The 26013-nt window shown below is 61.4% G+C and carries 24 protein-coding genes and 1 tRNA gene; 13 read left to right on the forward strand and 12 right to left on the reverse strand.

Annotation, left to right across the window (positions count from 1 at the left end; genetic code table 11):
- Positions 1-5 precede the first annotated feature (5 nt).
- From Q0T48_RS15765 to lptF, 3 genes are read right to left on the reverse strand one after another with little or no spacing between them, the layout of a single operon-like run.
- Complete coding sequence (locus tag Q0T48_RS15765) at positions 6-374, reverse strand: CbiX/SirB N-terminal domain-containing protein (RefSeq protein ID WP_295957897.1); 369 nt, start codon at positions 372-374, stop codon at positions 6-8.
- 1 nt (position 375) lies between these two features.
- Positions 376-1491 carry an LPS export ABC transporter permease LptG gene (gene lptG, locus Q0T48_RS15770; RefSeq protein ID WP_295957901.1) on the reverse strand — a complete coding sequence of 372 codons (1116 nt, stop codon included), beginning with the start codon at positions 1489-1491 and terminating at the stop codon, positions 376-378.
- Positions 1488-2603, reverse strand: coding sequence for an LPS export ABC transporter permease LptF (lptF, locus tag Q0T48_RS15775; protein ID WP_295957904.1), 1116 nt, complete (start codon positions 2601-2603; stop codon positions 1488-1490). The genes lptG and lptF overlap by 4 nt, the downstream gene beginning before the upstream one ends.
- Before the next feature lie 72 nt (positions 2604-2675).
- Here lptF and Q0T48_RS15780 point away from each other — a divergent pair, with 72 nt between their 5' ends.
- The 4 genes from Q0T48_RS15780 to Q0T48_RS15795 all read left to right on the forward strand — a co-directional run bounded on the left by Q0T48_RS15780 (position 2676) and on the right by Q0T48_RS15795 (position 6310).
- On the forward strand, positions 2676-4250 hold the full coding sequence (locus Q0T48_RS15780; protein WP_295957906.1) for a leucyl aminopeptidase: 1575 nt from the start codon (positions 2676-2678) through the stop codon (positions 4248-4250).
- Positions 4251-4266: 16 nt separating this feature from the next.
- A complete protein-coding gene (locus Q0T48_RS15785; protein ID WP_295957909.1) occupies positions 4267-4701 on the forward strand; it encodes a DNA polymerase III subunit chi in 435 nt (144 codons plus the stop codon).
- Complete coding sequence (locus Q0T48_RS15790; RefSeq protein WP_295957912.1) at positions 4701-5015, forward strand: hypothetical protein; 315 nt, start codon at positions 4701-4703, stop codon at positions 5013-5015. The genes Q0T48_RS15785 and Q0T48_RS15790 overlap by 1 nt, the downstream gene beginning before the upstream one ends.
- Positions 5016-5176: 161 nt before the next feature.
- Entirely contained in the window at positions 5177-6310 is a 1134-nt protein-coding gene (locus tag Q0T48_RS15795) for a branched-chain amino acid ABC transporter substrate-binding protein (protein ID WP_295957914.1), read from the forward strand.
- A 241-nt stretch (positions 6311-6551) separates the two neighbouring features.
- Here the strand turns inward: Q0T48_RS15795 and Q0T48_RS15800 are convergent, their stop codons facing one another.
- The 5 genes from Q0T48_RS15800 to Q0T48_RS15820 all read right to left on the reverse strand — a co-directional run bounded on the left by Q0T48_RS15800 (position 6552) and on the right by Q0T48_RS15820 (position 9752).
- On the reverse strand, positions 6552-7643 hold the full coding sequence (locus Q0T48_RS15800; protein WP_295958186.1) for an NDP-sugar synthase: 1092 nt from the start codon (positions 7641-7643) through the stop codon (positions 6552-6554).
- A gap of 211 nt (positions 7644-7854) precedes the next feature.
- A tRNA-Ser gene (locus tag Q0T48_RS15805) sits at positions 7855-7945 on the reverse strand.
- Between the two features lie 38 nt (positions 7946-7983).
- On the reverse strand, positions 7984-8376 hold the full coding sequence (locus Q0T48_RS15810; RefSeq protein ID WP_295957917.1) for a DUF2237 domain-containing protein: 393 nt from the start codon (positions 8374-8376) through the stop codon (positions 7984-7986).
- 7 nt (positions 8377-8383) lie between these two features.
- Positions 8384-9298, reverse strand: coding sequence for a stomatin-like protein (locus Q0T48_RS15815; RefSeq protein ID WP_295957919.1), 915 nt, complete (start codon positions 9296-9298; stop codon positions 8384-8386).
- 28 nt (positions 9299-9326) lie between these two features.
- Positions 9327-9752 carry an NfeD family protein gene (locus tag Q0T48_RS15820; protein ID WP_295957922.1) on the reverse strand — a complete coding sequence of 142 codons (426 nt, stop codon included), beginning with the start codon at positions 9750-9752 and terminating at the stop codon, positions 9327-9329.
- A gap of 160 nt (positions 9753-9912) precedes the next feature.
- Between Q0T48_RS15820 and Q0T48_RS15825 the strand changes: the two genes are divergently transcribed.
- Entirely contained in the window at positions 9913-12186 is a 2274-nt protein-coding gene (locus Q0T48_RS15825) for an arginine/lysine/ornithine decarboxylase (RefSeq protein ID WP_295957925.1), read from the forward strand.
- Between the two features lie 182 nt (positions 12187-12368).
- Complete coding sequence (locus Q0T48_RS15830) at positions 12369-12935, forward strand: fasciclin domain-containing protein (RefSeq protein WP_295957928.1); 567 nt, start codon at positions 12369-12371, stop codon at positions 12933-12935.
- 16 nt (positions 12936-12951) lie between these two features.
- Here Q0T48_RS15830 and Q0T48_RS15835 read toward each other — a convergent pair whose 3' ends face one another.
- Entirely contained in the window at positions 12952-13812 is an 861-nt protein-coding gene (locus tag Q0T48_RS15835) for a DNA ligase (protein WP_295957931.1), read from the reverse strand.
- A 145-nt stretch (positions 13813-13957) separates the two neighbouring features.
- On the opposite strand from Q0T48_RS15835, the gene ggt reads away from it, so the two are divergent.
- A complete protein-coding gene (ggt, locus tag Q0T48_RS15840) occupies positions 13958-15679 on the forward strand; it encodes a gamma-glutamyltransferase (protein ID WP_295957935.1) in 1722 nt (573 codons plus the stop codon).
- Between the two features lie 148 nt (positions 15680-15827).
- Here the strand turns inward: ggt and Q0T48_RS15845 are convergent, their stop codons facing one another.
- Together Q0T48_RS15845 and Q0T48_RS15850 are read right to left on the reverse strand one after the other, a co-directional pair.
- Positions 15828-16376 carry a phosphonate degradation HD-domain oxygenase gene (locus tag Q0T48_RS15845; RefSeq protein ID WP_295957937.1) on the reverse strand — a complete coding sequence of 183 codons (549 nt, stop codon included), beginning with the start codon at positions 16374-16376 and terminating at the stop codon, positions 15828-15830.
- A 39-nt stretch (positions 16377-16415) separates the two neighbouring features.
- A complete protein-coding gene (locus Q0T48_RS15850; RefSeq protein ID WP_295957940.1) occupies positions 16416-17159 on the reverse strand; it encodes a phosphonate utilization associated transcriptional regulator in 744 nt (247 codons plus the stop codon).
- Between the two features lie 156 nt (positions 17160-17315).
- Here Q0T48_RS15850 and Q0T48_RS15855 point away from each other — a divergent pair, with 156 nt between their 5' ends.
- Genes Q0T48_RS15855 through phnX form a run of 5 tightly spaced genes read left to right on the forward strand, consistent with a single transcriptional unit; the run spans position 17316 to position 23252 of the window.
- A complete protein-coding gene (locus Q0T48_RS15855; RefSeq protein WP_295957943.1) occupies positions 17316-18350 on the forward strand; it encodes a putative 2-aminoethylphosphonate ABC transporter substrate-binding protein in 1035 nt (344 codons plus the stop codon).
- A 2-nt stretch (positions 18351-18352) separates the two neighbouring features.
- Positions 18353-19504: a putative 2-aminoethylphosphonate ABC transporter ATP-binding protein gene (locus Q0T48_RS15860; protein ID WP_295958189.1), complete on the forward strand. Its 1152-nt coding sequence runs from the start codon at positions 18353-18355 to the stop codon at positions 19502-19504.
- A 37-nt stretch (positions 19505-19541) separates the two neighbouring features.
- On the forward strand, positions 19542-21248 hold the full coding sequence (locus tag Q0T48_RS15865; RefSeq protein WP_295957946.1) for a putative 2-aminoethylphosphonate ABC transporter permease subunit: 1707 nt from the start codon (positions 19542-19544) through the stop codon (positions 21246-21248).
- 37 nt (positions 21249-21285) lie between these two features.
- The gene (locus Q0T48_RS15870; protein ID WP_295957948.1) at positions 21286-22410 is read left to right on the forward strand and encodes a TIGR03364 family FAD-dependent oxidoreductase; all 1125 of its coding nucleotides are present in this window, start codon (positions 21286-21288) and stop codon (positions 22408-22410) included.
- Positions 22411-22418: 8 nt separating this feature from the next.
- The gene (gene phnX, locus Q0T48_RS15875; protein WP_295957951.1) at positions 22419-23252 is read left to right on the forward strand and encodes a phosphonoacetaldehyde hydrolase; all 834 of its coding nucleotides are present in this window, start codon (positions 22419-22421) and stop codon (positions 23250-23252) included.
- 93 nt (positions 23253-23345) lie between these two features.
- Here the strand turns inward: phnX and fabI are convergent, their stop codons facing one another.
- The gene (fabI, locus tag Q0T48_RS15880) at positions 23346-24131 is read right to left on the reverse strand and encodes an enoyl-ACP reductase FabI (RefSeq protein WP_295957954.1); all 786 of its coding nucleotides are present in this window, start codon (positions 24129-24131) and stop codon (positions 23346-23348) included.
- An 81-nt stretch (positions 24132-24212) separates the two neighbouring features.
- Here fabI and Q0T48_RS15885 point away from each other — a divergent pair, with 81 nt between their 5' ends.
- Positions 24213-26012, forward strand: coding sequence for an extracellular solute-binding protein (locus Q0T48_RS15885; RefSeq protein WP_295957957.1), 1800 nt, complete (start codon positions 24213-24215; stop codon positions 26010-26012).
- The last annotated feature ends 1 nt before the right edge of the window (position 26013 follow it).

Consider the following 26013-nt stretch of genomic DNA (forward strand, 5'->3'; position numbering starts at 1 on the left):
TGTGTCTATAAGGGTGGCTCTAGCGCGATCTTGGCGAGTAGCGCGACGAGTTGGGTATTCTCGCCCACTGCCGCTTGCAAGACGATGTTTACGCCCGGGTGCTGCTGGCGCAGGCCGTCCATCAGCACCGGCAGGTCTTCGCGTACATGCCGACCGACACCCAGGAACATGGGCACTACGGTCAATTGCTGCGCGCCCTGGGCCACCAGTTGGGCTGCTGCGGTGGGCAGGTCGGGCGTTGTCAGCTCTAAAAAGGCGCAGGCCACCTGCACCTGCGGGTCGGCAGCAGCCACCTGGGCGGCTACTGCCTGCATGGGGAGGTGCCAAAGGGGGTCACGGGAGCCGTGGGCAAACAAAATAACCGCTCGTTGCATATCAACGCCTTAAAACTAGCCAGCCAAACGCGGCCAGCGACAGGATGGAATAGATCAAGCCGGGCGCGGCGGCGGTCAGCCAGGGCTGCCAATTTTGCAGGTTGCCGATATAGCCAAACACGTTGTTCAGCAAAAAGAAGCTGATACCGGCCATCACACCACCAAACACGTAGGTGGTGATGCCCCCGGCGCGAAAGTGCAGATAAGCAAACGGCAGGGCCAGCACCACCATCACCAGGCAGCTCAGGGGGTAGAAGACCTTGCGCCAGAATTCGATCTCGTAGCGCTGGGCCGACTGGCCGTTGTCATTCAAATGGCGGATGTACTGGAACAGGTCCAGCGTGGCCATGCGGTCGGGCTTGAGCAGGGCGGTGGACACCATCTCGGTGCTGATCTCGGTGGGCCAGCGGTAGGTGGGTAGCTGGGTACGCTCGACGCTGGCTGTGTCGGTGGCCTGCGTGTCTTGGGTATGGAAGCTGCTGCGCTCCACGTTGGTGAGCGTCCAGGCTCCGCCGCTGGCCACATCGGCAGACTCGGCGTGCATCAGCGACACCAATAGGCCGTTGTGGTCAAACTCAAAAATCCGCACGCCCTGCATGCGGCCCTGGGCTCCCAGTGCGCTGACGTTGGCGGCAAACGAATGGTCGTCTTGCTTTTCTTTGAGCCAGGCGCCCGTCTGCCCTACGGTGATACCGCCCTGGTAGCGGGCTTTGATGAGCTGGGCGGCACGGTCGGACACGGGGGCCAGGTAGTCGCCAATGGCAAAGGTCAGCACCACAAACGCCAGGCCCAGCAGCAGCAGGGTGTGCAAGGCCCGCCAGGGGCCCAAGCCGCTGGTGCGCAGAATCGTGTATTCAGAGCTTTGCGCCAGCCGGGCCATCACAAAGATGGTGCCGATCAGCACGGTGATGGGCAGCAGTTCGTACAAATGGCTGGGCACCATCAGCGCCACCACCAGCAGTGCGTGGGTGAGCTGGTAGCCGTTTTCACCGCTTCGGCCGACCCAGCGCAGCTCGTCCACAAAGTCAAAAAAGAAAAACAGCGCCAAAAACCCCAGGGTGACGAAACCCACGGCGACCAGGATTTCCTTGTACAGAAGTTGGCGGATGGTTCTCATGCTGCGGCTCCGGTGCGGCTGCGCGGCAGCAGGTTGCGCCAGGATAGATGGTTGTGCCGCGCCAGCAGCCATACCAGCGCCAGTACAAACACGCCTCCATGCAGGCCCAGCATGAAGCTGGCAAAAGGCACGGCACCGTTGGCAATCCAGTTCTGGCCCAGGTTCAGCAGGTTGTAGTACGCCACAAAGGCAAACAGCGCAAACAGAACGCTGCCTCCCCGGCCAGAGCGCGGGTTGCCGCCCGATAGGGCCAGCGCAATCACTACAAAGTTCAGCGCGGCCAACGACAGGCTGAGTCGCCAAGCCAGTTCGCCCAGGTTCAGTGCGTTGGGATCGCGGACTAGGTCCATGCTGGAGCGGGCGCGGGAAGGCGGGGCATCCAGTGCGCTTATGGCGTTGCCACCGATGCGGGTGCCGTATTCTTTGAATTCACTGACCTTGAGGTCGGGCTCGCCCAGGTTGGACTCCAGCCGCTGACCGTTGTTGAGGATCAGAAACTGCTGGTCGTTGATGCGGTCGATCTTGGCGCTGCGGGCCGAGGTGACGGTTTCTTTGCCATGGTCGATGGACGAGATAAAGATGTTATTGCCGCTGCGTTTGTCGGGCCCATCCTCACCCGTTTGCTTGTCGATAAAAAACACCCGGTTGCCATTGGCCGATTCCTGAAATTGCCCCGGCGCGATGCGCTCCAGATCGCTGCGTTGCTCAAAGCGGTCTTTCATATCCTGGATCTGCTGGTTGGACCAGGGCCATACCACCAGCGCAAACGCGGCCACCGCCAGCAAGATAGGCCAGGCAAAGCGAAACAATGGCCGCAACAGCCCGACCAGGCCCTGGCCGCTGGCGAACCAGATCACCATTTCGCTGTCACTGTACATGCGCGAGAGGGTGCTGACGATGGCCACAAACAGGCTCAGTGTGAGGATGGTGGGCAAATACCCCAGGACGGTATAGCCCAGCACCATCATCACCTCGGAAGGGTTGACGGCACCTTTGGCGGCCTGGCCCAGGGTGCGGATCAGCATCATGGTCATCACGATGGTGATCAGGGCGACCAGCGTAGCGCCGAAACCGCGCGCCAGCTCTTTGCGAATAGAAGAATGGAATAACATCGTTAACGGATTGCAAGCTATCGAGTGACTGGCCACATCTGGCCCAACCGACACGACAACACGACTAAATTTATGAACTTTGAACTGAAATCTTTGGACCTGGCTGCCTGCGCCGCCGAGAAATGCGATGCCCTGATTGTGCTGGTGTCCGAAGCCTTTGCGCCGGGCAAGGATGCATTGTCTCAGTTGATTGCACAGGCCCGCAGCTCCGGGGATTTGGACACCAAGCCCGGCAAGTTGCTGCAAATGTACCGCCCGGCCGCAGCCACCGCCACGCGGGTGCTGCTGGTGGGCGTGGGCGACGGCTCCGTGCGCCATGTGCGCCAGGCGGTCGGTACGGCTGTAGCCGCCGCCAAAGGCACGGCCGTTCACAAGATACTCATCAGCTTTGCCGGTGCTGCCGCCCAGAAGTCCGTGCGCGCCGTGGTGCAGGCGGTGGCCGAAGCCACCTATGTTTACACCACCACTAAATCCAAGCCCGAAGGCCGCGTGCTGGCCAATGTCTGGCTGTGCGCCCCCGATGCCGCTGTGGCCCAAGCCGAGTTGGCCCTGGGCACGGCCACGGTAGCCGGTGTCGAGCTGGCCAAAGAATGGGCCAACCGCCCCGGCAACCACGCCACGCCCACGCTGCTGGGCACGGCCGCCAAGGCGCTGGCGCGCTTCCCCAAAATCCAGTGCGAAGTGCTGGGCCCCAAGGAAGTGGCCGCACTCGGCATGGGTTCATTTATGTCGGTGGCCCAGGGCTCCAGAGAGCCTCTGCGGTTTATCGTGCTGCACTACAACGGCGCGGCCAAAACCGTGGCCCCCACGGTGCTGGTCGGCAAGGGCATCACCTTTGACACCGGCGGCATCTCCATCAAGCCTGCGGCCGAAATGGACGAGATGAAGTTCGACATGTGCGGCGCCGCCAGCGTGCTGGGCGTGTTCCGCGCGTTGGCCGACCTGAAGCCTGCCATCAACGTGGTCGGCCTGATTCCGGCCTGCGAAAACATGCCCGACGGAGGCGCGGTCAAGCCCGGCGACGTGGTCACCAGCATGAGCGGCCAGACCATCGAAAACCTCAACACCGATGCCGAAGGCCGCTTGGTGCTGTGCGATGCGCTGACCTACGCCGCACGTTTCAAGCCGCGCGCCGTGATCGACATCGCCACCCTCACCGGTGCCTGTGTGGTGGCCCTGGGCGGCGTGCGCAGCGGCATGTTTTCTGCAGATGACTCGCTGGCTGCTGCCCTGCAGGCTGCGGGTGAATCGTCGCTGGACCCGTGCTGGCGCCTGCCGCTGGACGACGAGTACGGCGAAGGCCTGAAGTCCAACTTTGCCGACATGGCCAACGTGGCCGGGCGTGCGGGCGGGGCCATTACGGCGGCCAAGTTCCTGCAGCGCTTCACCGCCAAAATGCCCTGGGCACATCTGGACATTGCCGGCACGGCCTGGAAGAGTGGGGCTTCCAAAGGCGCTACGGGTAGGCCCGTAGGACTGTTGCTGGACTATGTATTAAATCAGTCTCCAGCGCATATTGCACCTGCGCAAGAAGCTACTAAATCAGTAGCAAAGCGTAAAACGACAGCGCCTGCGGTTGTCGCGCTCAAAGTGGCGGCCACCGCCAAAACACCGCGTAAAACTCCTCGCAAGATGGCTACCAAGTAAGCCGGGCTGTTCGCACATGACCCACGTAGAGTTCCACTTCAACGCGCCCGACAAAATCGCCTACGCCTGCCGTCTGCTGCGCAAGGCCAGTCGCCAGGGCGGTCGGGTGGTGGTGGTCGCAAACGCCGAGCTGCTGCAGGCTCTGGACGCGGCCCTGTGGAGTTTCAGCGCCACCGACTTTGTGGCCCACACCCTGGCCACCCACGATGCCAGCGTGCTGGCAGCATCGCCCGTGCTGCTGCTCGAGTCGGCGCTGGAGGCCCCGCACCAGCAGGTCTTGCTGCAGCTGGGAGATACGGTACCCGCCGGGTTCGAGCGCTTTGAGCGGCTGATCGAGGTGGTCACGCTGGACGAGGACGACCGCGTCCTGGCCCGCCAGCGCTGGAAGCATTACGCGGGCCGCGGTTATGCGGTCCAACGCAAGGATTTAGAGCTGAAAGAGCCCGCATGATGCATGAGACCCCTCGCCAACCCCCGCGTTTTGTGCCCACACTCACCGAAGTGGTGCAGCCCATTTCGGTGCCTGTCGCTCCCGCGACACCCCCTGGATTTATCACCTCCGAGGCCTTGGAAGACCAGATCATCCACCGGGTCATGCAGCGTATCGACCTGTCGCTGGAGCGCCGTTTGCGCGAGGCGGTAGCTGCCATGGTGCTGCAGCAAACCCAGTCATTGGTTCCACGTTTGCGCGAAGAAATCGAGTTTGTAGTGCGCCAATCGGTGTCCGATGCGGTGGCCGATGAACTGGCTACGCGGGTTCCTTAGAGGTCTAAAAAACCATTTTTGTATGCCCCAAATGAGCGCAAAAATGGTTGTCCGTGTGTTCCCTATGTTTCGGGCCTAAAAATTGCGGTATGGTTTGGCCCGTGGATTTACCCATTCACTGTGTTTATCGCTATCCAGCCATTTTGTACATTGGAGTTTTTATGCAAATGAAGTTGAAATTGACTGTAGCTGCTGCCATTACTGCTGTGGCAGGTATGGCTTCCGCCCAGGACGTACAGGTCGTGAAAATCGGCCATGTAGCCCCGATGTCTGGTGCGCAGGCCCATTACGGCAAAGACAACGAAAACGGTGCCCGCATGGCCGTGGATGACTTGAACACCCAAAACGTAGTGATTGGTGGCAAGAAAATCAAGTTTGAGCTGGTAGCCGAAGATGACGCTGCCGATCCAAAGCAAGGTACCGCGGCTGCACAAAAACTGTGCGATGCCAAGGTCAACGGCGTGGTCGGCCATTTGAATTCGGGTACCACCATTCCTGCGTCTAAGGTCTACAACGATTGCGGTATTCCCCACATCACCGGTGCGGCAACCAACCCCAACCTGACCAAGCCTGGTTACAAAACCACCTTCCGTATCATCGCCAATGACAACTCGCTGGGTGCAGGACTGGCTTTCTACGCAACCGATGCGCTGAAGCTGAAGAAAGTCGCCATCATTGACGACCGTACCGCTTACGGCCAAGGTGTTGCCGAAGTGTTCAAGAAGACCGCTATGGCCAAGGGCATGACGGTAGTGGACGAACAGTTCACCACCGACAAAGCCACCGACTTCATGGCGATCCTGACCTCCATCAAGTCCAAAGCACCCGATGCCATTTTCTTCGGCGGTATGGACCCCCAAGCTGGCCCAATGCTGCGCCAAATGGAACAACTTGGCATGACCAACGTCAAGTACTTTGGCGGCGACGGCCTGTGCACCAACGAAGTGGCCAAGCTGGCTGCCGGTGCCAAGACGCTGGAAAACGTGGTGTGTGCTGAAGGCGGCGCTTCCCTGGTGAAGATGCCAGGTGGGGTGGAATGGAAGAAGCGTTACGACGCCAAGTTCCCTGGTCAGTTCCAGATCTACAGCCCGTACACCTATGATGCCACGATGGTGCTGGTCGATGCTATGAAGCGTGCCAACTCCACCGACCCCAAGGTCTACACCCCCGAACTGTTGAAGACCAACTACAAGGGCGTGACTACCACCATCAGCTTCGAACCTAATGGCGAACTGAAGAATCCATCGATCACCCTGTCCGTCTACAAAGACGGCAAGAAGACCGCGCTGAACTAATCGTTTAAGCACCCACAAAAAAGCCACCGCGAGGTGGCTTTTTTACGTCTGGGTGTTTGCTATATATTAAATAGCTGCTGCCGCCCATCCAATAAGCGCTGGTAGCCTAAAATGCATATACATACCGCGATGACAGTCCTTCCAGGGATACCGTGGAACTGGCTCCGCCAGGCCACTGGTATCGCCCTCTGCAAGGGGGTTGGCGAAAAGCGCTTGCGCTGTAGCCTGGGGGTGAGCCTAGTTACGCGCGTGCGTCGCCCCAGCGGAGTTGAGCCATGTCGTCGCCGCGGTACAGGGTTTCGCCGGCGCGGTCCACGCAGTAGTTGGGCGAGACAATCATTTCGTTGAAATGCATGTCGGCGGCAATGCGGGTGTACTCGAACAGAATGCTACGGGTCACCTTGGCACCGGAGCGGATCACGCTGCCGTGGCCGATCCAGCAGGGGCCGATGATGGTGGCACCCGGCTCTACCTTCACGCTGGAGCCCAGATACACCGGACCCTGGATGTTGCACTGGTCCCAGGCAACAGAAGTGTTCAGGCCCACCCAGATGCCAGGCTTGACCTCGCGCCCGGGTATGTTCATCTGCGCTACTTCGCCGCGCAGCACGCGCTGCAGCACCGACCAGTAATCGCTCACACGGCCAATGTCGATCCAGTTGAAAAAGCGCTTTTGGGCATAGAACGGCAGCTTTTCGGCCACCAGTTGTGGAAACAGCTCGGCACCGATGTCGTACACCTTGTTGGGCGGGATCATGTCAATGACCTCGGGCTCAAAGATGTAAATGCCGGTACTGGCCAAGGTGGACTGGGCTTCTTCGGGCTTGGGCTTTTCCTGGAAGGACTGGATCTGCCCCTGTTCGTTGGCCACCACAATGCCGTAGTTGGACACTTCGTTCAGCGGCACATCCAGCGTCACCACGCTGGCAATCGCGCCCTTGGTCTTGTGCTCGTGCAGGGCCGCACCGATATCTAGGTCGATCAGCGCATCGCCGCACAGTACCAAGGTAGGCTCGTCAAAAAAGCCGCTGAAATCTTGGATGCGCCGCATCCCACCCGCCGAGCCAAAGGGCTTGGGAATGATGTCACCGTGCTCGCGTACGCCTTCGTAGGCGTAGCCGATCTGCACGCCCCAGCGGTGGCCGTCACCAAAATACTGCTCGATTTTGTGGTGGTGGTAGGCCACATTCACCATGATCTCTTTGATGCCGTAGTTGGCCAGGTGCTCGATCAGGTATTCCATGACCGGCTTGCCCAAAATTGGCACCATCGGCTTGGGCAAGTCTTTGGTCAACGGGCGCACCCGTGTTCCTTGCCCTGCCGCCAAAATCATTCCCTTTGCCATGCTGGTATTTCCCTATTTAGTGTGAGCGGGTTGTGACGTGCCGATTATGAATGTTTAATTTGAAGGTTCTAAGGCCGCCAAGCCGTAGTGGGCAGCCTTGTCAGCGGATACTGGGGGATTTCCACAGAGCTGACTGTGCGGTAGGTAACATATGGACGCAAAAAAAGGCCTGTCGTTGCAATAACGACAGGCCTGATATTGGCGGAACAGGCGGGATTCGAACCCGCGGAGGGCTATTAACCCTCACACGCTTTCCAGGCGTGCGACTTAAACCGCTCATCCACCGTTCCTAAGCCTCAAATTCTAGCACGCAATTGGCGCGGTATTTTCAATGTGCCGCGTTTCTGCCAGGGACGGCGTGTTTTTCCAGGTCTTCCAGTAAAACAAACTCCAGCGCGCGGATGTGGGTGGATTCCAGCACCACGGGCGGGGCAACGCCAGCCTCGAAGGCTTCTTTCCAGCGGTTGGCGCACAGGCACCAGCGGTCGCCGGGGCGCAAACCCGCAAAACGCCATTGCGGCCGCGGTGTGGTCAGGTCGTTGCCACGGGCCAGCGAGAAGGCCAGGAACTCTGCCGTCACCTTGGTGCAGATGACGTGCGATCCGCTATCGCTCTCGTCGGTGCTGCAGCAGCCGTCGCGGAAGTAGCCCGTCAATGGGTCGTAAGAGCAGGGCACCAGTTCGTTGCCCAGCACGTTGTGTTCGATGGCGGGTGTGTCCATGGCCGTCCTACTGTGTTTTCACCGTGTTGACCATTTTCATTGCGGACCCGATCAGGGCCGACACCTCGGTCATATTGCTGGGCACGATCAGGGTGGTGTGGGCATTGGCCGCCACTCTGGCGTAGGCCTCTACGGCCTTTTCTGCGACTTTGAGCTGTACCGCTTGCTCACCGCCCGGCTGGCGTATGGCGGCGGCGACCAGTTCAATCGCATGGGCATTGGCCTGCGCTACTGCTGTGATGGCGGCTGCTTCGCCCTGCGCATTGTTGATGGCGGCCTGCTTGGCGCCTTCGGAGCGGGCGATGAAGGCCTCGCGCTCGCCGGTGGCAATGTTGATCTGTTCCTGGCGACGGCCTTCGGATGCGGCAATCAGCGCGCGTTTTTCCCGCTCAGCGGTGATTTGCGCCTGCATGGCGTGCAAGATTTCTTTGGGCGGGGTCAGGTCCTTGATCTCGTAGCGCAGCACCTTCACGCCCCAGTTCAGGGCCGCTTCATCGATGGCTGCTACCACCTGGGCGTTGATGATGTCGCGCTCTTCAAAGGTTTTGTCCAGTTCCAGCTTGCCGATCACGCTGCGCAACGAGGTTTGCGCCAGTTGGCTGATGGCCATGATGTAGTTGCTGGAGCCGTAGCTGGCGCGCATTGCGTCGGTCACCTGGAAGTACAGGATGCCATCGACTTGCAACTGCGTGTTGTCGCGGGTAATGCAAACCTGGCTGGGAATGTCGAGCGGAATTTCTTTCAACACGTGCTTGTAAGCCACACGGTCCACAAACGGCACCAGAAAGTTCAGTCCTGGGGTCAGCGTGCCGTGGTATTTGCCCAGGCGCTCAATGACCCAGGCGTGCTGCTGGGGCACCACCTTCAGGGTACGGCTGATGAAGATGATGGCGATGACAAGTACGACGATGGCAATTTCCATGGAGGCTCCGGTTAGTTATCTGAGTGTTTCACAGTTTGTCGACCAGCAGGCGGTTACCGATGACTTCGGCCACCCGGTGCGGGCCTGCGGTGGGTACGTTGCCGGGGCGGTGCAGCACCGTCCAGTTGGCCCCCCGGTAGTGCACCTGGGCCGTACCGTCGGCATTCCAGGCATCGACCTGCACGGTTTCGCCAATGTCCAGGTTTACATCGGGGTTGGCGCTAGCGGGCAGGTTCTTGGGGTGCTTGCTGCGCACACGGTGCCACACGGCGACGGCACCACCGCCCACCACACTGGCCACCAGGGTCTGCAGCACGGTGCTGCCGCCGGCATAGGAGGCCAGAGCGGCAGCAGCAAAGCCCAGCGCCAACATCAGCAAATAGAAGGTGCCGGTGACCAGTTCTGCCACGATGGCACCCCCGGCTAGCAGCCACCATAAAGTCGATTCCGCCATTGCATGCCTTTTGTTGTATGGGTATCGCCACATTTTGGGACCAAATCAGGGCATCGCCCCAGAAGCTTCATACGAAGTCCTTACACTTCGCGCCTGTTTTGATATTTACAGGACTTACGCGAGTCCATATTTCCCTGCGTTAATTTGGCTGGAGGCCGGCATGAAGTTTCGTTTCCCTATCGTCATCATCGATGAAGATTTCCGCTCTGAAAACACCTCTGGCCTGGGCATCCGCGCCCTGGCCCAGGCGATTGAGACGGAGGGGTTTGAGGTGCTGGGCGTGACCAGTTACGGCGATCTGTCGAAGTTTGCCCAACAGCAAAGCCGCGCCAGTGCTTTTATCTTGTCGATCGACGACGAAGAGTTCTCGCCCGGCCCGGACCACGACCCGGTGGTGCTCAACCTGCGCCACTTCATCGCAGAAGTGCGGCGCAAAAACCTGGATGTACCGATCTACATTTACGGCGAAACCAAGACTTCGCAGCATATTCCCAACGACATTCTGCGGGAGCTGCACGGCTTCATCCACATGTTCGAGGACACCCCTGAGTTTGTGGCCCGCCACATCATCCGCGAGGCCAAAAGCTATTTGGAAGGCGTGCAGCCGCCGTTCTTCAAGGCCTTGCTGGACTACGCCGAAGACGGCTCGTACAGCTGGCATTGCCCCGGCCATTCCGGTGGCGTGGCTTTCCTGAAGAGCCCGGTGGGCCAGATGTACCATCAGTTTTATGGTGAGAACATGCTGCGTGCTGACGTGTGCAATGCGGTGGAAGAGTTGGGTCAGTTGCTTGACCACAATGGCGCGATTGGCGAGAGCGAGCGCAACGCTGCGCGCATCTTCAACGCCGACCACTGCTTCTTTGTGACCAACGGCACCAGCACCAGCAACAAGATGGTCTGGCACCACACCGTGGCCCCGGGCGACGTGGTGGTGGTAGACCGCAACTGCCACAAGTCGAATCTGCACGCTATCATCATGACCGGCGCGATCCCGGTGTTTTTGAAGCCCACGCGCAACCACTTCGGCATCATCGGCCCCATCCCCAAGAGCGAGTTCGAGCCCGCCGCCATCAAGGCCAAGATCCGCGCCAATCCACTGCTGCAGCACATTGATGCCGACACCATCAAGCCCCGCATCCTCACGCTCACGCAAAGCACCTACGACGGCGTGCTCTACAACACCGAAACCATCAAGAACATGCTCGATGGCTATGTGGAAAACCTGCATTTCGACGAAGCCTGGCTGCCGCACGCTGCCTTTCATCCGTTCTACGGCAGCTACCATTCGATGGGCAAAAAGCGCATTCGCCCCAAGCACGCCGTGGTGTATGCCACGCAAAGCATCCACAAGCTGCTGGCCGGTATCAGCCAGGCCAGCCATGTGCTGATCCAGGACTCGCAAAACGTCAAGCTGGACCGCCACCTCTTCAACGAGGCCTACCTGATGCACACCAGCACCAGCCCGCAGTACAGCATCATCGCCAGCTGCGACGTGGCCGCGGCCATGATGGAGCCGCCCGGCGGCACGGCGCTGGTCGAAGAAAGCATTGCCGAAGCGCTGGACTTCCGCCGCGCCATGCGCAAGGTGGATGAGGAGTACGGCACCGACTGGTGGTTCAAGGTCTGGGGACCGGACAAACTGGTGGAGGAGGGCATTGGCCGCGCCACCGACTGGATCATCAAGGGCGAATCCAAGTCCAACGCCAAGGCCAACTGGCACGGCTTTGGCAAGATGGCCACCGGCTTCAACATGCTGGACCCTATCAAGTCCACTATCGTCACACCCGGCATGGACCTGAACGGCAAGTTCGCCAAGACCGGCATCCCGGCCAGCATCGTCACCAAGTTCCTGGCCGAGCACGGCGTGGTGGTCGAGAAGACGGGCCTGTACAGCTTCTTCATCATGTTCACCATCGGCATCACCAAGGGCCGCTGGAACAGCATGTTGACTGCGCTGCAGCAGTTCAAGGACGACTACGACAAGAACCAGCCGATGTGGAAGATCCTGCCCGAGTTCTGCCAGAAGCACCGGCGCTACGAAAAGATGGGCTTGGCCGACCTGTGCCAACACCTGCACAACCTGTATGCCAAGTACGATATTGCGCGTCTGACCACCGACATGTACCTGAGCGACTTGACCCCGGCGATGAAGCCCAGCGACGCCTACGCCCACATCGCCCTGCGCAAGACCGAGCGGGTGGCCATCGACAACCTAGAGGGCCGCATCACCGTGGGCCTGGTGACGCCGTATCCACCGGGCATCCCGCTGCTGATTCCGGGCGAAGTGTTTAACAAGAAGATCGTGGACTACCTGAAGTTCTCGCGCGAGTTCAACACCCAATGCCCCGGCTTTGAGACCGACATCCACGGACTGGTCGAAGAGGTAGATGTCGACGGCAAGCACCACTACTTTGCCGATTGCGTGAAGGCCTAATCCCTCACATTCGGTTTGCTATTAAATAAAGAGCTGCTAGCGTAGGTACTACCTGCACTAGCAGCTCTTTTTTTATAAATTTTCAAAGGATTTAAGTAGCTTTTGAATCCAAAGCCCCGCCGCGCTCCGTATTGATCTCAGCCGCAACATTCGGCTTGTTATCCACCTACTAGGAGCTTTCCATGGTCTCGATCCAAACCACCCGCAAAATTGCCTCTTTCAGCCTGGCCGCCGTGATGGCCGCTGTGTCTTGTGCCTCCATGGCCGCTGACGTGATGGTTGGCGGCGCGCCGATGATGGCCTCCAAGGACATCATCGACAACGCCGTCAACTCCAAAGACCACACCACCCTGGTCGCCGCCGTCAAGGCCGCAGGCCTGGTGGACACGCTGAAAGGCCCTGGCCCGTTCACCGTGTTCGCCCCCACCAACGCCGCCTTTGCCGCCCTGCCTGCTGGCACGGTAGACACCCTGCTCAAGCCAGAAAACAAGGGCACGCTGACCACCATCCTGACCTACCACGTGGTGGCGGGCAAGTTTGACGCAGCGGCCATCAGCAAGATGATCATGGACGGCCATGGCATGGCCACGCTGAAGACGGTAAGCGGCGGCACGCTGACGGCCAAGGCCGGCGGCGGCAAGGTGATGGTCACCGATGAAAAAGGCGGCACCGCCAATGTGACGATTGCCGACGTTTACCAGTCGAACGGCGTGATCCACGTCGTTGACAAGGTTCTGTTGCCTAAGTAATCACACATCCACGCCACTACAAATCCGCATCGGCGCGCAGCCGTAAAAAGCTCGCAAAGCGCGGAATGCCGCTGGGGTTGACATCCCGAAACCGGTAGCTCACCCAGGTCCCCAGCGCAGGCGGATCGCGCCGCTGGGCATCGCTGAAACCGGTGCCCAGCTTGAATTTCAGGCCCTCGGGTGTTTCCACCTGTAGCGCGCCCAACATGCCCTCATATTTACCCTTACCCGCCACATGCCCCACCACCCGGGCTTCGGCATCGTCAAAGGGCTTCAGTTTTAGTAAATCGCCCTTGCCAGGGCTGGCCAGCAGGGCATCGCCGCGGTGCAACACCAGCCCTTCGCCACCAGCCTGCACCGTTTGGCGCAGCAGGGCCTGCAGGGCAGGGTGGCTGACCACGCGGGATTGCGCCACTGGCTGCACCCAGGCAGGCAGCCCCAGTTGCTGCAGGGCGACCAAGCGCGCGTCAAAAGGTCCCGCGTGCGCGGGCAGGTCAAACACCTGGTAGCGCATCTGCCGCCAGGCGGCATCGCCCGCATCGCCTTGCCGCACGGTCGATACCGCAGTGGCAAAGGCCGCGTGCCCCGCCCACAGCTCGCCGTCCAGTGCTTCGCGAGGCCAGCCTGCGGTAAACCATGCGGGCGCACTAATGCGTTGGCCTCCGCGGGTCCATAGCTGTGTGCCGTCCCAGTAGCCGCGCACGCCGTCCAGCTTTTCGCTGACCCAGTAGCCCTCCAGCGCGATGCCGCTGTGGTAGGCCGTGGGCCGCTGCAATGCGGGTGGGCTGTTGGCGTGGCTCCATTGGGGCATACCCGCCATGGCGGAGAGCAGCAGGCTTTGCAACAGGGTTCGGCGGTGGATAAAGGGTGTAGTCATACCAACAATTTACGCCAAACAAGGCGTTTTAGGGCAGCTACATTTGCAAACAAAATACCTGCTCAGGCAGCGCTGCACCTAGTTACAGTTGTCCGCGCATTGTTTACTCGCACCTCTTTCCCCGCCCCATTGGAGACTCCACCGCATGCCTATTTTTTCCTTCCGCCTTGCCTCGGTCGCCGCCGCTGCCGCTCTGTGTTGCGTCGCCCAAGCCGCCTCTGTTGCACCTGTCGCTGCCGAGCACGGCATGGTCGTCACGGCCCAGCATCTGGCCACCCAGGTCGGTGTGGATGTGTTGAAACGCGGCGGCAACGCCATCGATGCCGCTGTGGCCGTGGGCTATGCGCTGGCCGTGGTCTACCCCGCCGCGGGCAACCTGGGCGGCGGCGGCTTCATGACCGTGCAGCTGGCCGATGGCCGCAAGACCTTCCTGGATTTCCGCGAAAAAGCCCCGTTGGCCGCCACCGCCAATATGTACCTGGACGCTGCGGGCAATGTGGTCCCCGGTGCCAGCACCAATGGCTACCTAGCCGTGGGCATTCCCGGTTCGGTAGCCGGTTTTGAAGAAGCCCGCACCAAGTACGGCACCATGCCGCGCGCCAAGCTGCTAGCCCCGGCCATCCAGTTGGCCGAGCGCGGCTTTGTACTGCAAGAGGGCGATGTCGAGATGCTGAAAACCTCGACTGCCGACTTCAAGAAGGACGCGCCGTCTGCCGCTATTTTCCTCAACAAGGGCGAGCCCTTCCAGATCGGGCAGAAGTTGGTCCAAAAAGACCTGGCCAAAACCCTGAAGCTGGTCAGCCAGAAGGGCACTGACGGCTTCTACAAAGGCACGGTGGGTGCCCACATCGTGGCCGCCAGCCAGTCTGGCAAAGGCATCATCACCCAGGAAGACCTGGACCAGTACAAGGTGCGCGAACTGGCCCCGGTGGAGTGCGACTACCGTGGTTACCACATCGTGTCGGCGCCGCCTCCCAGCTCGGGCGGTGTGGTGATCTGCGAGATTTTGAACATCGTCGAAGGCTATCCGCTCAAAGAGTTGGGCTTTCGCTCGGCCCAGGCCGTGCACTACCAGATCGAGGCCATGCGCCACGCCTACCTGGACCGCAACAGCTACCTGGGCGATCCCGACTTCGTGAAAAACCCGCTGGACCGCCTGCTCGACAAAGCCTACGCCGCCAAGATCCGCGCCGCCATCGACCCCAACAAGGCCGGTGTCTCCAAGGACATGAAGCCCGGCGTGGCCCCGCACGAAGGCAGCAACACCACCCACTACTCCATCGTTGACAGCATGGGCAACGCCGTGTCGGTCACTTACACGCTGAACGACTGGTTCGGTGCCAAGGTCACTGCCGCCAAAACCGGTGTGCTGCTGAACAACGAGATGGACGACTTTACCTCCAAGGTCGGCGTGCCGAATATGTACGGTCTGGTTCAGGGCGAAGCCAACAGGATCGAACCCGGCAAACGTCCCCTGAGCTCCATGAGCCCCACCATCGTCAGCAAAGACGGCAAACCCGTGATGGTGGTCGGCACCCCCGGTGGCAGCCGCATCATCACCGCTGTCACGCATACCATCATGAACGTGATCGACTACGGCATGAACGTGCAGGAAGCCGTGGACGCGCCACGCTTTCACCAGCAATGGCTGCCTGATTTGACCAACGTCGACACCTTCGGCATCAGCCCGGACACCCGGAAGATTCTGGAAGGCATGGGCCATAACCTGGCTGAACCGCAGCCCGCCAACCACCTGGCCGCCATTCTGGTTGGCGCGCCCACCCTGGGCGGCAAGCCGCGCGGTAACTTCCGCTTCTACGGTGCTAACGATCCGCGCCGGAATACCGGCCTGGCCGAAGGCTATTGATGTAGTAGATTGCTATATTTAATATAGCTGGAGGCGCGAGTGCAATATGCGCCAGCGCCTTTATTTTTATAAATTTTCAAAAACGCTTGCTAAAGCGCAGGATGGCGCCGATCGGCGCTGCCGCAAGGCACGGCGGCGATGCTTGTCGTCAGCTCAATTGGCAGCGCTGGGCCCGGTTGAGGTAGTGCTGCAATGGCGGCGTCTGCAGGCCGGCCTGCTTCGCCTGGTCGTCCCACAAGCGCAGCGCCACGGCTTCCTCGGCATGCGGCCGGGCGATGAAATGGCTGGCCTCGGTGCTGGAGAACACGCCGCCCTGCAGCGCCAGGCTGCGCTGCGAATCCGGCGATAGCGCCTGCAGATAGCCGGTGCGGACCGCACATAGGTAGCGCTTGGCATCGACGTGGAATTGCACCGCGTCCAACACCCTTTGGCCAAACACGCCGCGCAGAAACGGCTGCGCGCGAAACTGGTGCAAGTCGTCGACACCACGCAGCGTCGGCGAGTCGCCCAGTCCGGTCAGCAGATGTCCCAGATCGTGCAGCAATGCGGCGGTGACCAGTTCGTCGTCGGCGCCAGCCTGCTCGGCTAGCAGCGCAGTCTGCAACGCGTGTTCCAGCTGGGTCACCGGCTCGCCGCTGTACTGGCTGTGGCCGTGGCGGTTGAACAGGGTTTCGATGTCGGTCAGGTTCAGTGGCATGGTGGTCGGTCACAGGCAGGTAAAAGCCGGGCAGGGGATTCAGGCGTAGCTTTTTTCCGCCGCCATACCTGTAAAAACCAGGTCGCTTTGCGTGGCTGCAGCAGGGCGGTTCTTGTAGTTCTGCAGGGTGCGGTCGCGGCTGTTCATCACGTGCTGGAACATTGCCAGGCCGGCGGCGTCGGCATCGCGCGCAGCAATCGCCTTGACGATCTGGTGGTGCTCACGTGAGTAGATGGCCATCGATTCGCCGGTTAGGTTCTGCCGGCGGAACAGCGACAACTCGTTCACCAGCTTGCGGTAGGTGGCGCTGAATTTTGAGTTGCCGGTGAGCTCCAGCAGCCGGTCGTGGAAGCCGAGGTTGAGGCGGTGGTAGTCCTGCGCGTTGCCAGCCTTGGTGGCTTGCTCCATTTCGTCGACAAACTGGCGCAGCTCCTTGATTTTTGCTGCGTTCACCGTTTGCGCCAGCTTGCGGCCGACGTACTGGTCCATCACTGCGCGCAGCTCGAAGATATCCAGCACCTCTTCAATCGGCACATCGCGCACGAACACGCCGCGGTTCTTTTCGGTCCGCACCAGGCCAGACTCTTCCAGCATGCGCAGGGCTTCGCGCACCGGGCCGCGCGACACGCCCAGCTGCGTGGCCAGAGTGGATTCGGTGAGCTTAGCGCCGGAACTGAATTGGCCATCCAGAATCATGCGCTCGATCTCGGTCTGCACCAAACTCGCGAGCGAATTGCGCTGTACCAGTGCAATGTGAGGGTGGGGTGAAGCTTGTGTTGGCATGGCTTTATCGTAGTGTTCTTATTGAAGATTGTCTACGATTCTCAATCTGTAAACTACGATAAATGAAATGATGGCATTGATTTTGCATCGACCGTGTGTCATCAGGATGACATAAGGCTTGGTCAAAATCCGTTCTTTTCACGAGGAGTCTCCCCCATGCATTTCTGGAAATCTACCCTGGCTGCCGTACTCGGCTTGGTCTTCGCCGCTGGCGCCGCGTATGCGGAAAAGATCCAGCTGACGGTCTACACCGCGCTGGAAGTCGATCAGATCAAGGCCTACCAGGTGGCCTTCAACAAGGTCAATCCCGACGTTGAAATCAAATGGGTGCGGGACTCCACCGGCGTCATCACCGCCAAGCTGCTGGCCGAGAAAGCGAATCCCCAGGCCGACGTGATCTGGGGCGTGGCCGCATCCAGCCTGGCCTTGTTCGACAAGAACGACATGTTGGAGCCGTATGCGCCGATCAACCTCGACGCCATCATGTCCAAGTACCGTGACGCGAGAAAGGTTCCGGCCTGGTGGGGCATGGACGTGTTCGGCGCTACCGTCTGTTTCAACACGGTCGAAGCGAAGAAGAAGGGCATTGCCATGCCAACCACCTGGAAGGATCTGACCAAGCCGGAGTTCAAGGGCCAGGTGGTGATGCCAAACCCGGCTTCGTCCGGCACCGGCTTCTTCGACGTGGCGGCCTGGCTGCAGCTGTGGGGCGACGACAATGGCAAGGGCGGCGGCTGGAAGTACATGGATGCGCTGCACGAGAACATCGGCCAGTACACCCACTCCGGCTCCAAGCCTTGCAATATGGCGGCTGCTGGTGAATACGTCGCTGGCATTTCGTTCGAGTACCGTGCCCACGCCAACAAGGCCAAGGGTGCGCCGATCGAGCTGGTGTTCCCCAAGGAAGGCCTGGGCTGGGATCTGGAAGGATTTGCCATCTACAAGGGCACAAAGAAGCTGGAAGCCGCGAAGCAACTGGCGGACTGGGCTTCCGGTAAGGACGCGATGGTGCTGTACGGAAAGAATTTCGCCATTACCGCCCAGCCCGGCGTGGCACCGAAGCTGGCTGATATTCCGGCCGACTACGAGTCGCGTTTGATCAAGATGGACTTCAACAACTCCGCCGTCAACCGTGACCGCATCCTGGCGGAATGGTCCAAGCGCTACGACGCCAAGAGCGAAAAGAAGTAAACATGCTGGCGCCCCGTGATCCTCTCGGCGGCGACTCCCTCGCGGTGCACGAGGAGAGCAGGCTGCAAGACGCCAGCTATTTGCGGCTGGAGAACATCCACAAGAGCTTCGGCAGCTTCCAGGCGCTGCAGAAGATCGATCTGTCGATACGCCGTGGCGAATTCGTCTGCTTTCTCGGTCCCTCGGGCTGCGGCAAAACCACGCTGCTGCGGACGATTGCAGGGCTGGAGACCCAGAGCTCCGGCCGCATCGTCCAGGCCGGGCGCGACATCTCGCTGTTGCCGCCGGCCCAGCGCGACTACGGCATCGTGTTCCAGTCGTACGCGCTGTTTCCGAACCTGACGATACGCGACAACGTCGCCTACGGCCTGGTGAGTCGCCGCGTGCCACGGCTGCAGATCGACGCCCAGGTCGAGGAACTGCTGCAACTGGTGGGCCTGCCAGGCCAGGGCGCGAAATACCCGGCGCAGATGTCCGGTGGTCAGCAGCAACGGGTGGCGCTGGCACGGGCTCTGGCCACATCGCCAGGCCTGCTGCTGCTGGACGAGCCGCTGTCGGCGCTGGACGCGATTGTGCGGGTGCATTTGCGCAACGAAATCCGGTCGCTGCAGCGCCAGCTCGGCGTGACCACCATCATGGTCACGCACGACCAGGAAGAGGCGCTGTCGGTCGCCGACCGTATTGTGGTGATGAACCACGGTGTCATCGAGCAGGTCGGCACGCCAATGCAGGTCTACCGCGAACCGGCCTCGCCCTTCGTGGCCGATTTTGTCGGCAAGGTCAACAAGCTGGCGGCGGTGGCCGAGGGCGACCACTGGTTTCGCTGCGGCGGGTTGCGCCTGCAGTGCGCACTGGGCAGCGGCGCCGACTTCCGGCCCGGCCACGCCGTCCATCTGTATCTGCGCCCCGAAGACCGGACGATCGACGGCCTGCGCGATGACCATCCTGGCCTGTGCAGCGGTACGGTCGAGCATGTCGAGTTTCTTGGCGGCAACTGCCTGGCGCGGATGGCGATCGACGCGGTGCCCGGCCAGCCGGTGCAGTTGCAGTTTTCACTGAACCAGATGGACGAATACAGCATCCGCGAGGGCGGCCGCCTGCGCTTTGCGCTGCGCGCCGACCGCGTGCGTGTGTTTCCCGCCGCCGAAGCCTGAGCTTATCGCTCACCCGCCAACCAACTCTGCACCATCCATGTCTGCTGTTCTTGTTTCCGTCGCGCCGCGGCCGCACATCGCCTGGAGCGACCGGCTGGCGCAGGCCGCGCTGCTCGGCATCTTGCTGCTGCTGGCAGTGGGCCTGGTGGCGCCGCTGCTGCTGATCCTGTCGCAAGCGCTGGGTGGCGAGGGCTCCCGCGGCGGCCTGGGCAACTTCACCCGTTATCTGGCATCGCCGGCGCTGCTGCAAAGCCTGTGGCACAGCGTCTGGGTGTCGGTGCTGGTGACGCTGATCGTGCTGCCACTGGCGTTTACCTTCGCCTACGCCATTACACGCAGCTGCATGCCGTTCAAAGGATTGCTGCGCACCATCACGCTGCTGCCGCTGCTGGCGCCGTCCCTGCTGTCGGCGATTTCGCTGATCTATTGGTTTGGTAACCAGGGTGTGGCCAAGGAGTTCTGGCGTTCGCTGGGTTTTGACGGCATCTATGGCCCGTCCGGTATCGTGCTGGCCGAGTGCTTTGCGGTGTTTCCGCACGTGCTGATGGTGTTGGTCACGGCGCTGACTCTGGCCGACGCCCGGCTGTACGAAGCTGCCGATGCACTCGGCACCAGCACCTGGCGCAAGTTCTTCACCATCACCTTGCCCGGCGCCAAATACGGGCTGATTTCGGCCGCGCTGATCAGTTTGACCCTGGTGGCGACCGACTTCGGCATCCCCAAGGTGGTGGGTGGCAATTTCAATGTGCTGGCCACCGATGTGTTCAAGCTAGTCATAGGCCAGCAGGACTTCCAGCGCGGCGCGGTGGTGGCCCTGCTGCTGCTGACGCCGGCGGTGCTGACCTTCATGGTGGACTATTTTGTCCAGCGCAAGCAGACCGCCATGCTCAGCGCTCGGGCCGTTGCGCTGGCACCCAGGCCGTCGCCCGGTTTTGACGCGGCGATGACGCTGTTTTGCTGTGCCATCTGCGCGCTGATGCTGGCGGTGTTCTGCATGGCCGTATTTGCCTCGTTCGCCACGCTGTGGCCTTACAAGCTGGCACCCAGCCTGGTGCACTATGTCTCCGGCCTGGTGGACGCCGAACTCGGCGAGGCTTTCGTCAACAGCCTGAAGCTGGCTGCCGGCACCTCCGTCATCGGCCCGCTGGTGGTATTTGTCGGCGCCTATCTGCTAGAGAAAACCCGCGGCCTAGACTGGGCCCGGCCGCTGATCCGGCTGATGGCGATGCTGCCGATGGCGGTACCCGGCCTGGTGCTGGGTCTGGGCTACATCTTCTTTTTTAACGCGCCGCAGAATCCGCTGAATTTTCTCTACCAGACCGGGGCGCTGCTGGTGCTGTGCACCATTGTCCATTTCTATACCACCGGCCACCTGACGATGCTCACCGCGCTGAAGGCCATCGACGCGGAATTCGAGTCGGTGTCCGGTTCGCTAAAAGTGCCGTTCTACGTCACTTTCTTCCGCGTGACCCTGCCGATCTGCCTGCCGACTCTGCTGGACGTGTCGCGCTATTTCTTTATCAATGCCATGACCACCATCTCGGCCGTGGTGTTCCTGTATTCGCCCGAGACCAAGCTCGCCTCGGTCGCCATCCTGAACCTGGACGAAGCCGGCGATACCGGGCCGGCCGCGGCCATGGCGGTGCTGATTGCCGGCGCCTCGCTGCTGGTCACCATGCTCTATCTGGCGCTGGGCAAGCTGGTGGAAAAACGCACCCAGGCCTGGCGCACCCCTACACGCTGATGGCAGCGCGGACTCCATGACTCTCACCCTATCTCCTATGCAGAACTCCCAGAACTTTGACCTGATCGTGGTCGGCGCCGGCATCGTCGGCCTGGCCCATGCCTACACCGCCGCCCGGCGCGGCCTGCGCGTCTGCGTGGTCGAGCGTGATGCAGCATGCGTCGGCGCCTCGATCCGCAATTTCGGCTTCATCACCGTCACCGGCCAGGGTGCCGGCGACACCTGGCGCCGCGCCAAACGGGCCCGCGAGGTATGGGGTGAAGTCGCGCCGCTGGCCGACATTCCGCAAGTACACCATGGTCTGTGGTTGACGGCTTTCCGCCCGAAGGCGCTGGACGTGCTGCAGCAATTCATGGCCACGGCTATGGCCGAGGGCTGCGCGCTGCTGGACGTGGCCGAGGCTGCCCGCCGCGCCCCCAGTCTGCAGCTGGACGGCGCCCAGGCCGTGCTCTACAGCCCGCACGAGATGCGGGTCGAGTCGCGCACCGCCATTGGCCAGCTGACGCGCTGGCTGGCCGAAACGCTGGGTGTGCAGTTCCGCTTCAGCGAGGCGGTGCTGGAAGTGGCTACGCCGCGGGTCCGCACCGCGCGCGCCACTCTGCATGCCGAGCGTGTGGCGGTCTGCACCAATACCGAGATCAACGGCCTATTCGCCGAACGCCTGGCCGCGCACCAGCTGCGCCTGTGCCAGCTGCACATGCTGCGGGTGCAGCCCGAGCCCGGCTTTCAATTGCCCGGTTCGGTGATGGCCGACCTGAGCCTGGTGCGCTATCACGGGTACAGCCAACTACCGGCGGCCGCCGCGCTGCGCACCCAGCTGGATGCGGAAGAGGGCGAGTCGCTGGCGCACGGCATCCACCTGATCGTGGTGCAAAGCGCCGATGGCTCGCTGGTGGTCGGCGACTCGCACCACTACGGCCCGGTGCTCGAGCCATTTGCCAACCAGCGGGTGGACGAGCTAATCCTGCAGCATATGCGGCGCACGCTGAAGCTCAAGGACGCGCGTGTTACCGAGCGCTGGGTCGGCACCTACCCGTCTTCCGCCAGCACCGACTGCCTGATCGACCAGCCCGATGCTGCCACCCGCATGGTGCTGGTCACCAGCGGCACCGGCGCCAGCACCGCCTTCGGCATCGCCGAAGAAGTTTTTGCCAACTGGTAAGCCCAAATATGACCACAACCACCCACACTACCGCACCCCACACCCAACTCACCGCCGTCGTCTTCGACTGGGCCGGTACCATCCTCGACTTCGGCTCCTGCGCGCCGATGGGCGCTTTCGTACGCCTGTTTGAACAGTTCGGCATCGAGCTCAGCATCGAGGAAGCCCGTGGCCCGATGGGCGTGGCCAAATGGGACCATATCCATGCGCTGGGCGCGCTGCCGCGCATCGCCGCGCAGTGGCTGCAGGTACACGGCAAAGCCTTTACCGATGCCGACGTGGACCATCTGTACGAAGTCTTCACGCCGATGAATGCCGCCGTGGTGGCCGACTTTGCCGACTTCATTCCCGGCGCGGTGGATATGGTTAACACCCTGCGCGCGCGCGGCCTGAAGATCGGCTCGACCACGGGCTACAACCGTCACATCATGGACGTGGTGACGCCGATTGCCGCTGCCGGCGGCTATGTGCCCGACAACCTGGTGTGCGCTGGTGATCTGGCCGCCGGCCGACCGTCGCCGCTGATGATGTACCGCACCTTTGCCGACATCGGCGTCTGGCCGCCGTACACCGTGGTCAAGGTGGACGATACCGGCGTCGGCATCGAAGAAGGCCTGAACGCCGGCACTTGGACCGTCGGCTTGGCCGTCAGCGGCAACGCCATGGGTCTGAGCCTGGTCGAATGGCATGCGCTGGACCCGACGCAGCAGCAGCAGCGCCGGCTGGCCGCCAGCGCCAAGCTGCAGGTGGCGGGAGCGCATTACGTGGTTGATTCAGTGGCTGATTTGCTGCCTGTGCTGGACGACATTGCCGCCAAGCTTGCCATGGGCGCACGACCCTGAAAATCAGTTTGCTATCGATTAAATAGCTGCTAGCGCAGGTTCTATTTGCGCTAGCGGTCGTTTTTTTTTAAATGCTGCGGATATATGCCGTGGTCAGCCGGCTTCGCCGATACCGCCCACTACCTGGCTGAAGCCGCCGTCCACATAGGTGATCTCGGCGCTGACACCGGCCGCCAGATCGCTGAGCAAGAACGCGGCCACGTTGCCGACATCGTCAATCGTCACGTTGCGGCGGATCGGGCATTCGGCTGTGGCTTTCAGCATCTTTCCGAAGTCCTTGATACCACTGGCGGCCAGGGTTTTGATGGGGCCGGCGCTAATGCCGTTGACGCGCACGCCCTTGGGGCCAACCGACTCGGCCAAGTAGCGCACGCTGGCTTCCAGGCTGGCTTTGGCCAGGCCCATGGTGTTGTAGTTGGGCAAGACGCGCAGGCTACCCAGGTAGGTCAGGGTGAGCAGGGCGGCCTTGTCGCTGAGGTACGGCAGGGCGGCCTTGGCCATGGCGGGAAAGCTGTAGGCGCTGATGTCGTGGGCCACGCGGAAGCTTTCGCGGCTCAGGCCTTCCAAAAAGTCGCCGGTGATGGCTTCACGCGGCGCAAAGCCGATGCTGTGGACGAAGCCGTCGAAGGTGGGCCAGGTCTGGGCCAGGTCGGTGAACAGCTTGTCGATCTGCAAGTCATCGCCCACGTCGCAATCAAAGATGAGCTTGGAGTCGAAGTCGGCGGCGAATTCGGTGATGCGGTCTTTGAAGCGCTCGCCCACGTAGCTGAAGGCCAGCTCGGCGCCTTCGCGGTGGCAGGCCTTGGCAATGCCGTAGGCGATGGAGCGGTTGCTCAGAACACCGGTGATGAGTAGTTTTTTGCCAGCCAGAAAGCCCATTTTTTATCTCCTGAAAAAGTAAACGACACCGGCTATTCCCTGCGGTCCGGCCTGTGTCAAAAAGTATTGCAGAATTGTCGCATGCGGGTTACGGCTGTTTTACTTTGGATGTGCTGCTGCGTGCCCGCTTGGGGCGCGCATGCCTACGCACAATTTGGCGACGTGAAATACCCCGCCGGGTTCGACCATTTCAGCTATGTGAACCCCAACGCCCCCAAGGGCGGCGAGATCCGCATGGTGCCACCCACCCGGCCCACCAACTTCGACAAGTTCAACCCATTCACCCTCAAAGGCACGGCCCCTTTTGGCATCGGTGGCATGCTGATGGAGACGCTGCTGGTGGGCAATATGGAAGAGCCCACCACCGCCTACGGCCTGCTGGCCGAGGACGTGGAGGTCGCCCCCAACCAGCTTAGTGCCACTTTCAGACTGCATCCCGCCGCCCGTTTTCATGACGGCACGCCGGTACTGGCCGCCGACGTGGCGTACTCCTTCAACACCCTCATCAGTAAGCTGGCCGCGCCGCAGTACCGCAGCATCTTTGCCGAGGTCAAGGGCGTGGTGGTACTGGGCGAGCGCAGCGTGCGCTTCGACTTTGCCAGCCCCAACCCCGAGCTGCCGTTGGTAGTGGGCACCGGCCTGCCAGTGTTCAGCCGCGCCTGGGGCAAGGGCGTGCCGTTTGACCAGATCGTGGAGCAGGTGCCGATCGGCTCCGGCCCGTATAAGATCACTAGCCCGAAGCTTGGCCGGGACATCACCTACACCCGCGACCCGGCCTACTGGGCGCGTGACTTGGGCGTACGCAAGGGGCAGTTCAACTTCGACCGCATCACCTACAAAATCTACCTGGACGAAACCTCGCGATTCGAGGGGCTACGGGCCGGGGAATTTGACTTCATGCGCGAATTCATCTCGCGCAACTGGGCGCGGCAGTACGTGGGCAAGCAGTTTGACAACGGCACCTTGAAAAAAGCCACCTTTGTGAACCGCAACCCCGGTGACTTCCAGGGCTATGTGCTGAACCTGCGCAACCCGAAGTTCAAAGACGTGCGGGTGCGCGAGGCACTGGGCCTGGCGATGGACTTTGAATGGCTGAACCGCCAGCTCTTTTACGGCGCTTACCAGCGCGTCAACGGCTACTTCCCCAACAGCGAATTCCAGGCCCAGGGCCTGCCCGGCGCAGACGAGCTGGCCCTGCTGGAACCCCTGCGCGCAAAGCTGCGGCCCGAGGTGTTTGGCCCCGCCTACCTATCGCCCAGCACCGCGCCACCGCGCAGCCTGCGCGACAACCTGCGCCAGGCGCAAAAGCTGCTGCACGAGGCCGGTTGGGACTACGCCGACGGCGCGCTGCGCAACGCCCAAGGCGAGGCTTTCACCATCGAGTTTTTAAACGACCAGCCCAGCCTGGCGCGGGTGGTTGCGCCGCTGCAAAAGTCGCTGGAAAAGCTAGGCATTGCGCTGCAGTTGCGGGTGGTGGATTTCTCACTGTCCAAGCAAAAAATGGATGCGTTCGATTTCGAGATGACCAGCGTGCGCCTGGTGGGCAGCACCGCGCCCGGCGGTGAGCTGCTGGAGTTGTTTGGTTCCAAAGCGGCGGCCACACCCGGCTCCAGCAACACCTGGGGCATTGCCGACCCTGCTGTCGATGCGCTGCTGCAAAAAGTCGTCACCGCCACCACCCGGCCCGAACTGGCCACCGCCATGCGCGCCCTGGACCGGGTGCTGACCCACGGCCACTATTCCATACCGCAGTGGTTCAGCAACGCCTTCTTTGTGGGCTACCGGCCCACCCCCTTCGTGCTGCCCGCCACCACACCGCCGTACTACCAGGCAGACGGCTGGGCCAGCAGCACCTGGTGGGCTTCGCCCAGCAATAAATAGC

The sequence above is a fragment of the Rhodoferax sp. genome (assembly GCF_025354435.1).
GTDB lineage: Bacteria > Pseudomonadota > Gammaproteobacteria > Burkholderiales > Burkholderiaceae_C > Rhodoferax_B.

What these genes read in the sequence shown, in the direction of transcription:
- Q0T48_RS15800 (WP_295958186.1), bottom strand. Translation starts at nt 7,643, where the DNA reads ATGATTTTGGCGGCAGGGCAAGGAACACGGGTGCGCCCGTTGACCAAA.
- Q0T48_RS15790 (WP_295957912.1), top strand. Translation starts at nt 4,701, where the DNA reads ATGCATGAGACCCCTCGCCAACCCCCGCGTTTTGTGCCCACACTCACC.
- Q0T48_RS15845 (WP_295957937.1), bottom strand. Translation starts at nt 16,376, where the DNA reads ATGCCACTGAACCTGACCGACATCGAAACCCTGTTCAACCGCCACGGC.
- Q0T48_RS15795 (WP_295957914.1), top strand. Translation starts at nt 5,177, where the DNA reads ATGCAAATGAAGTTGAAATTGACTGTAGCTGCTGCCATTACTGCTGTG.
- Q0T48_RS15870 (WP_295957948.1), top strand. Translation starts at nt 21,286, where the DNA reads ATGCAGAACTCCCAGAACTTTGACCTGATCGTGGTCGGCGCCGGCATC.
- Q0T48_RS15855 (WP_295957943.1), top strand. Translation starts at nt 17,316, where the DNA reads ATGCATTTCTGGAAATCTACCCTGGCTGCCGTACTCGGCTTGGTCTTC.
- Q0T48_RS15865 (WP_295957946.1), top strand. Translation starts at nt 19,542, where the DNA reads ATGTCTGCTGTTCTTGTTTCCGTCGCGCCGCGGCCGCACATCGCCTGG.
- Q0T48_RS15860 (WP_295958189.1), top strand. Translation starts at nt 18,353, where the DNA reads ATGCTGGCGCCCCGTGATCCTCTCGGCGGCGACTCCCTCGCGGTGCAC.
- Q0T48_RS15810 (WP_295957917.1), bottom strand. Translation starts at nt 8,376, where the DNA reads ATGGACACACCCGCCATCGAACACAACGTGCTGGGCAACGAACTGGTG.
- Q0T48_RS15825 (WP_295957925.1), top strand. Translation starts at nt 9,913, where the DNA reads ATGAAGTTTCGTTTCCCTATCGTCATCATCGATGAAGATTTCCGCTCT.
- Q0T48_RS15785 (WP_295957909.1), top strand. Translation starts at nt 4,267, where the DNA reads ATGACCCACGTAGAGTTCCACTTCAACGCGCCCGACAAAATCGCCTAC.
- Q0T48_RS15850 (WP_295957940.1), bottom strand. Translation starts at nt 17,159, where the DNA reads ATGCCAACACAAGCTTCACCCCACCCTCACATTGCACTGGTACAGCGC.
- lptG (WP_295957901.1), bottom strand. Translation starts at nt 1,491, where the DNA reads ATGAGAACCATCCGCCAACTTCTGTACAAGGAAATCCTGGTCGCCGTG.
- Q0T48_RS15830 (WP_295957928.1), top strand. Translation starts at nt 12,369, where the DNA reads ATGGTCTCGATCCAAACCACCCGCAAAATTGCCTCTTTCAGCCTGGCC.
- Q0T48_RS15780 (WP_295957906.1), top strand. Translation starts at nt 2,676, where the DNA reads ATGAACTTTGAACTGAAATCTTTGGACCTGGCTGCCTGCGCCGCCGAG.
- ggt (WP_295957935.1), top strand. Translation starts at nt 13,958, where the DNA reads ATGCCTATTTTTTCCTTCCGCCTTGCCTCGGTCGCCGCCGCTGCCGCT.
- lptF (WP_295957904.1), bottom strand. Translation starts at nt 2,603, where the DNA reads ATGTTATTCCATTCTTCTATTCGCAAAGAGCTGGCGCGCGGTTTCGGC.
- Q0T48_RS15820 (WP_295957922.1), bottom strand. Translation starts at nt 9,752, where the DNA reads ATGGCGGAATCGACTTTATGGTGGCTGCTAGCCGGGGGTGCCATCGTG.
- Q0T48_RS15815 (WP_295957919.1), bottom strand. Translation starts at nt 9,298, where the DNA reads ATGGAAATTGCCATCGTCGTACTTGTCATCGCCATCATCTTCATCAGC.
- phnX (WP_295957951.1), top strand. Translation starts at nt 22,419, where the DNA reads ATGACCACAACCACCCACACTACCGCACCCCACACCCAACTCACCGCC.
- Q0T48_RS15835 (WP_295957931.1), bottom strand. Translation starts at nt 13,812, where the DNA reads ATGACTACACCCTTTATCCACCGCCGAACCCTGTTGCAAAGCCTGCTG.
- fabI (WP_295957954.1), bottom strand. Translation starts at nt 24,131, where the DNA reads ATGGGCTTTCTGGCTGGCAAAAAACTACTCATCACCGGTGTTCTGAGC.
- Q0T48_RS15765 (WP_295957897.1), bottom strand. Translation starts at nt 374, where the DNA reads ATGCAACGAGCGGTTATTTTGTTTGCCCACGGCTCCCGTGACCCCCTT.
- Q0T48_RS15885 (WP_295957957.1), top strand. Translation starts at nt 24,213, where the DNA reads ATGCGGGTTACGGCTGTTTTACTTTGGATGTGCTGCTGCGTGCCCGCT.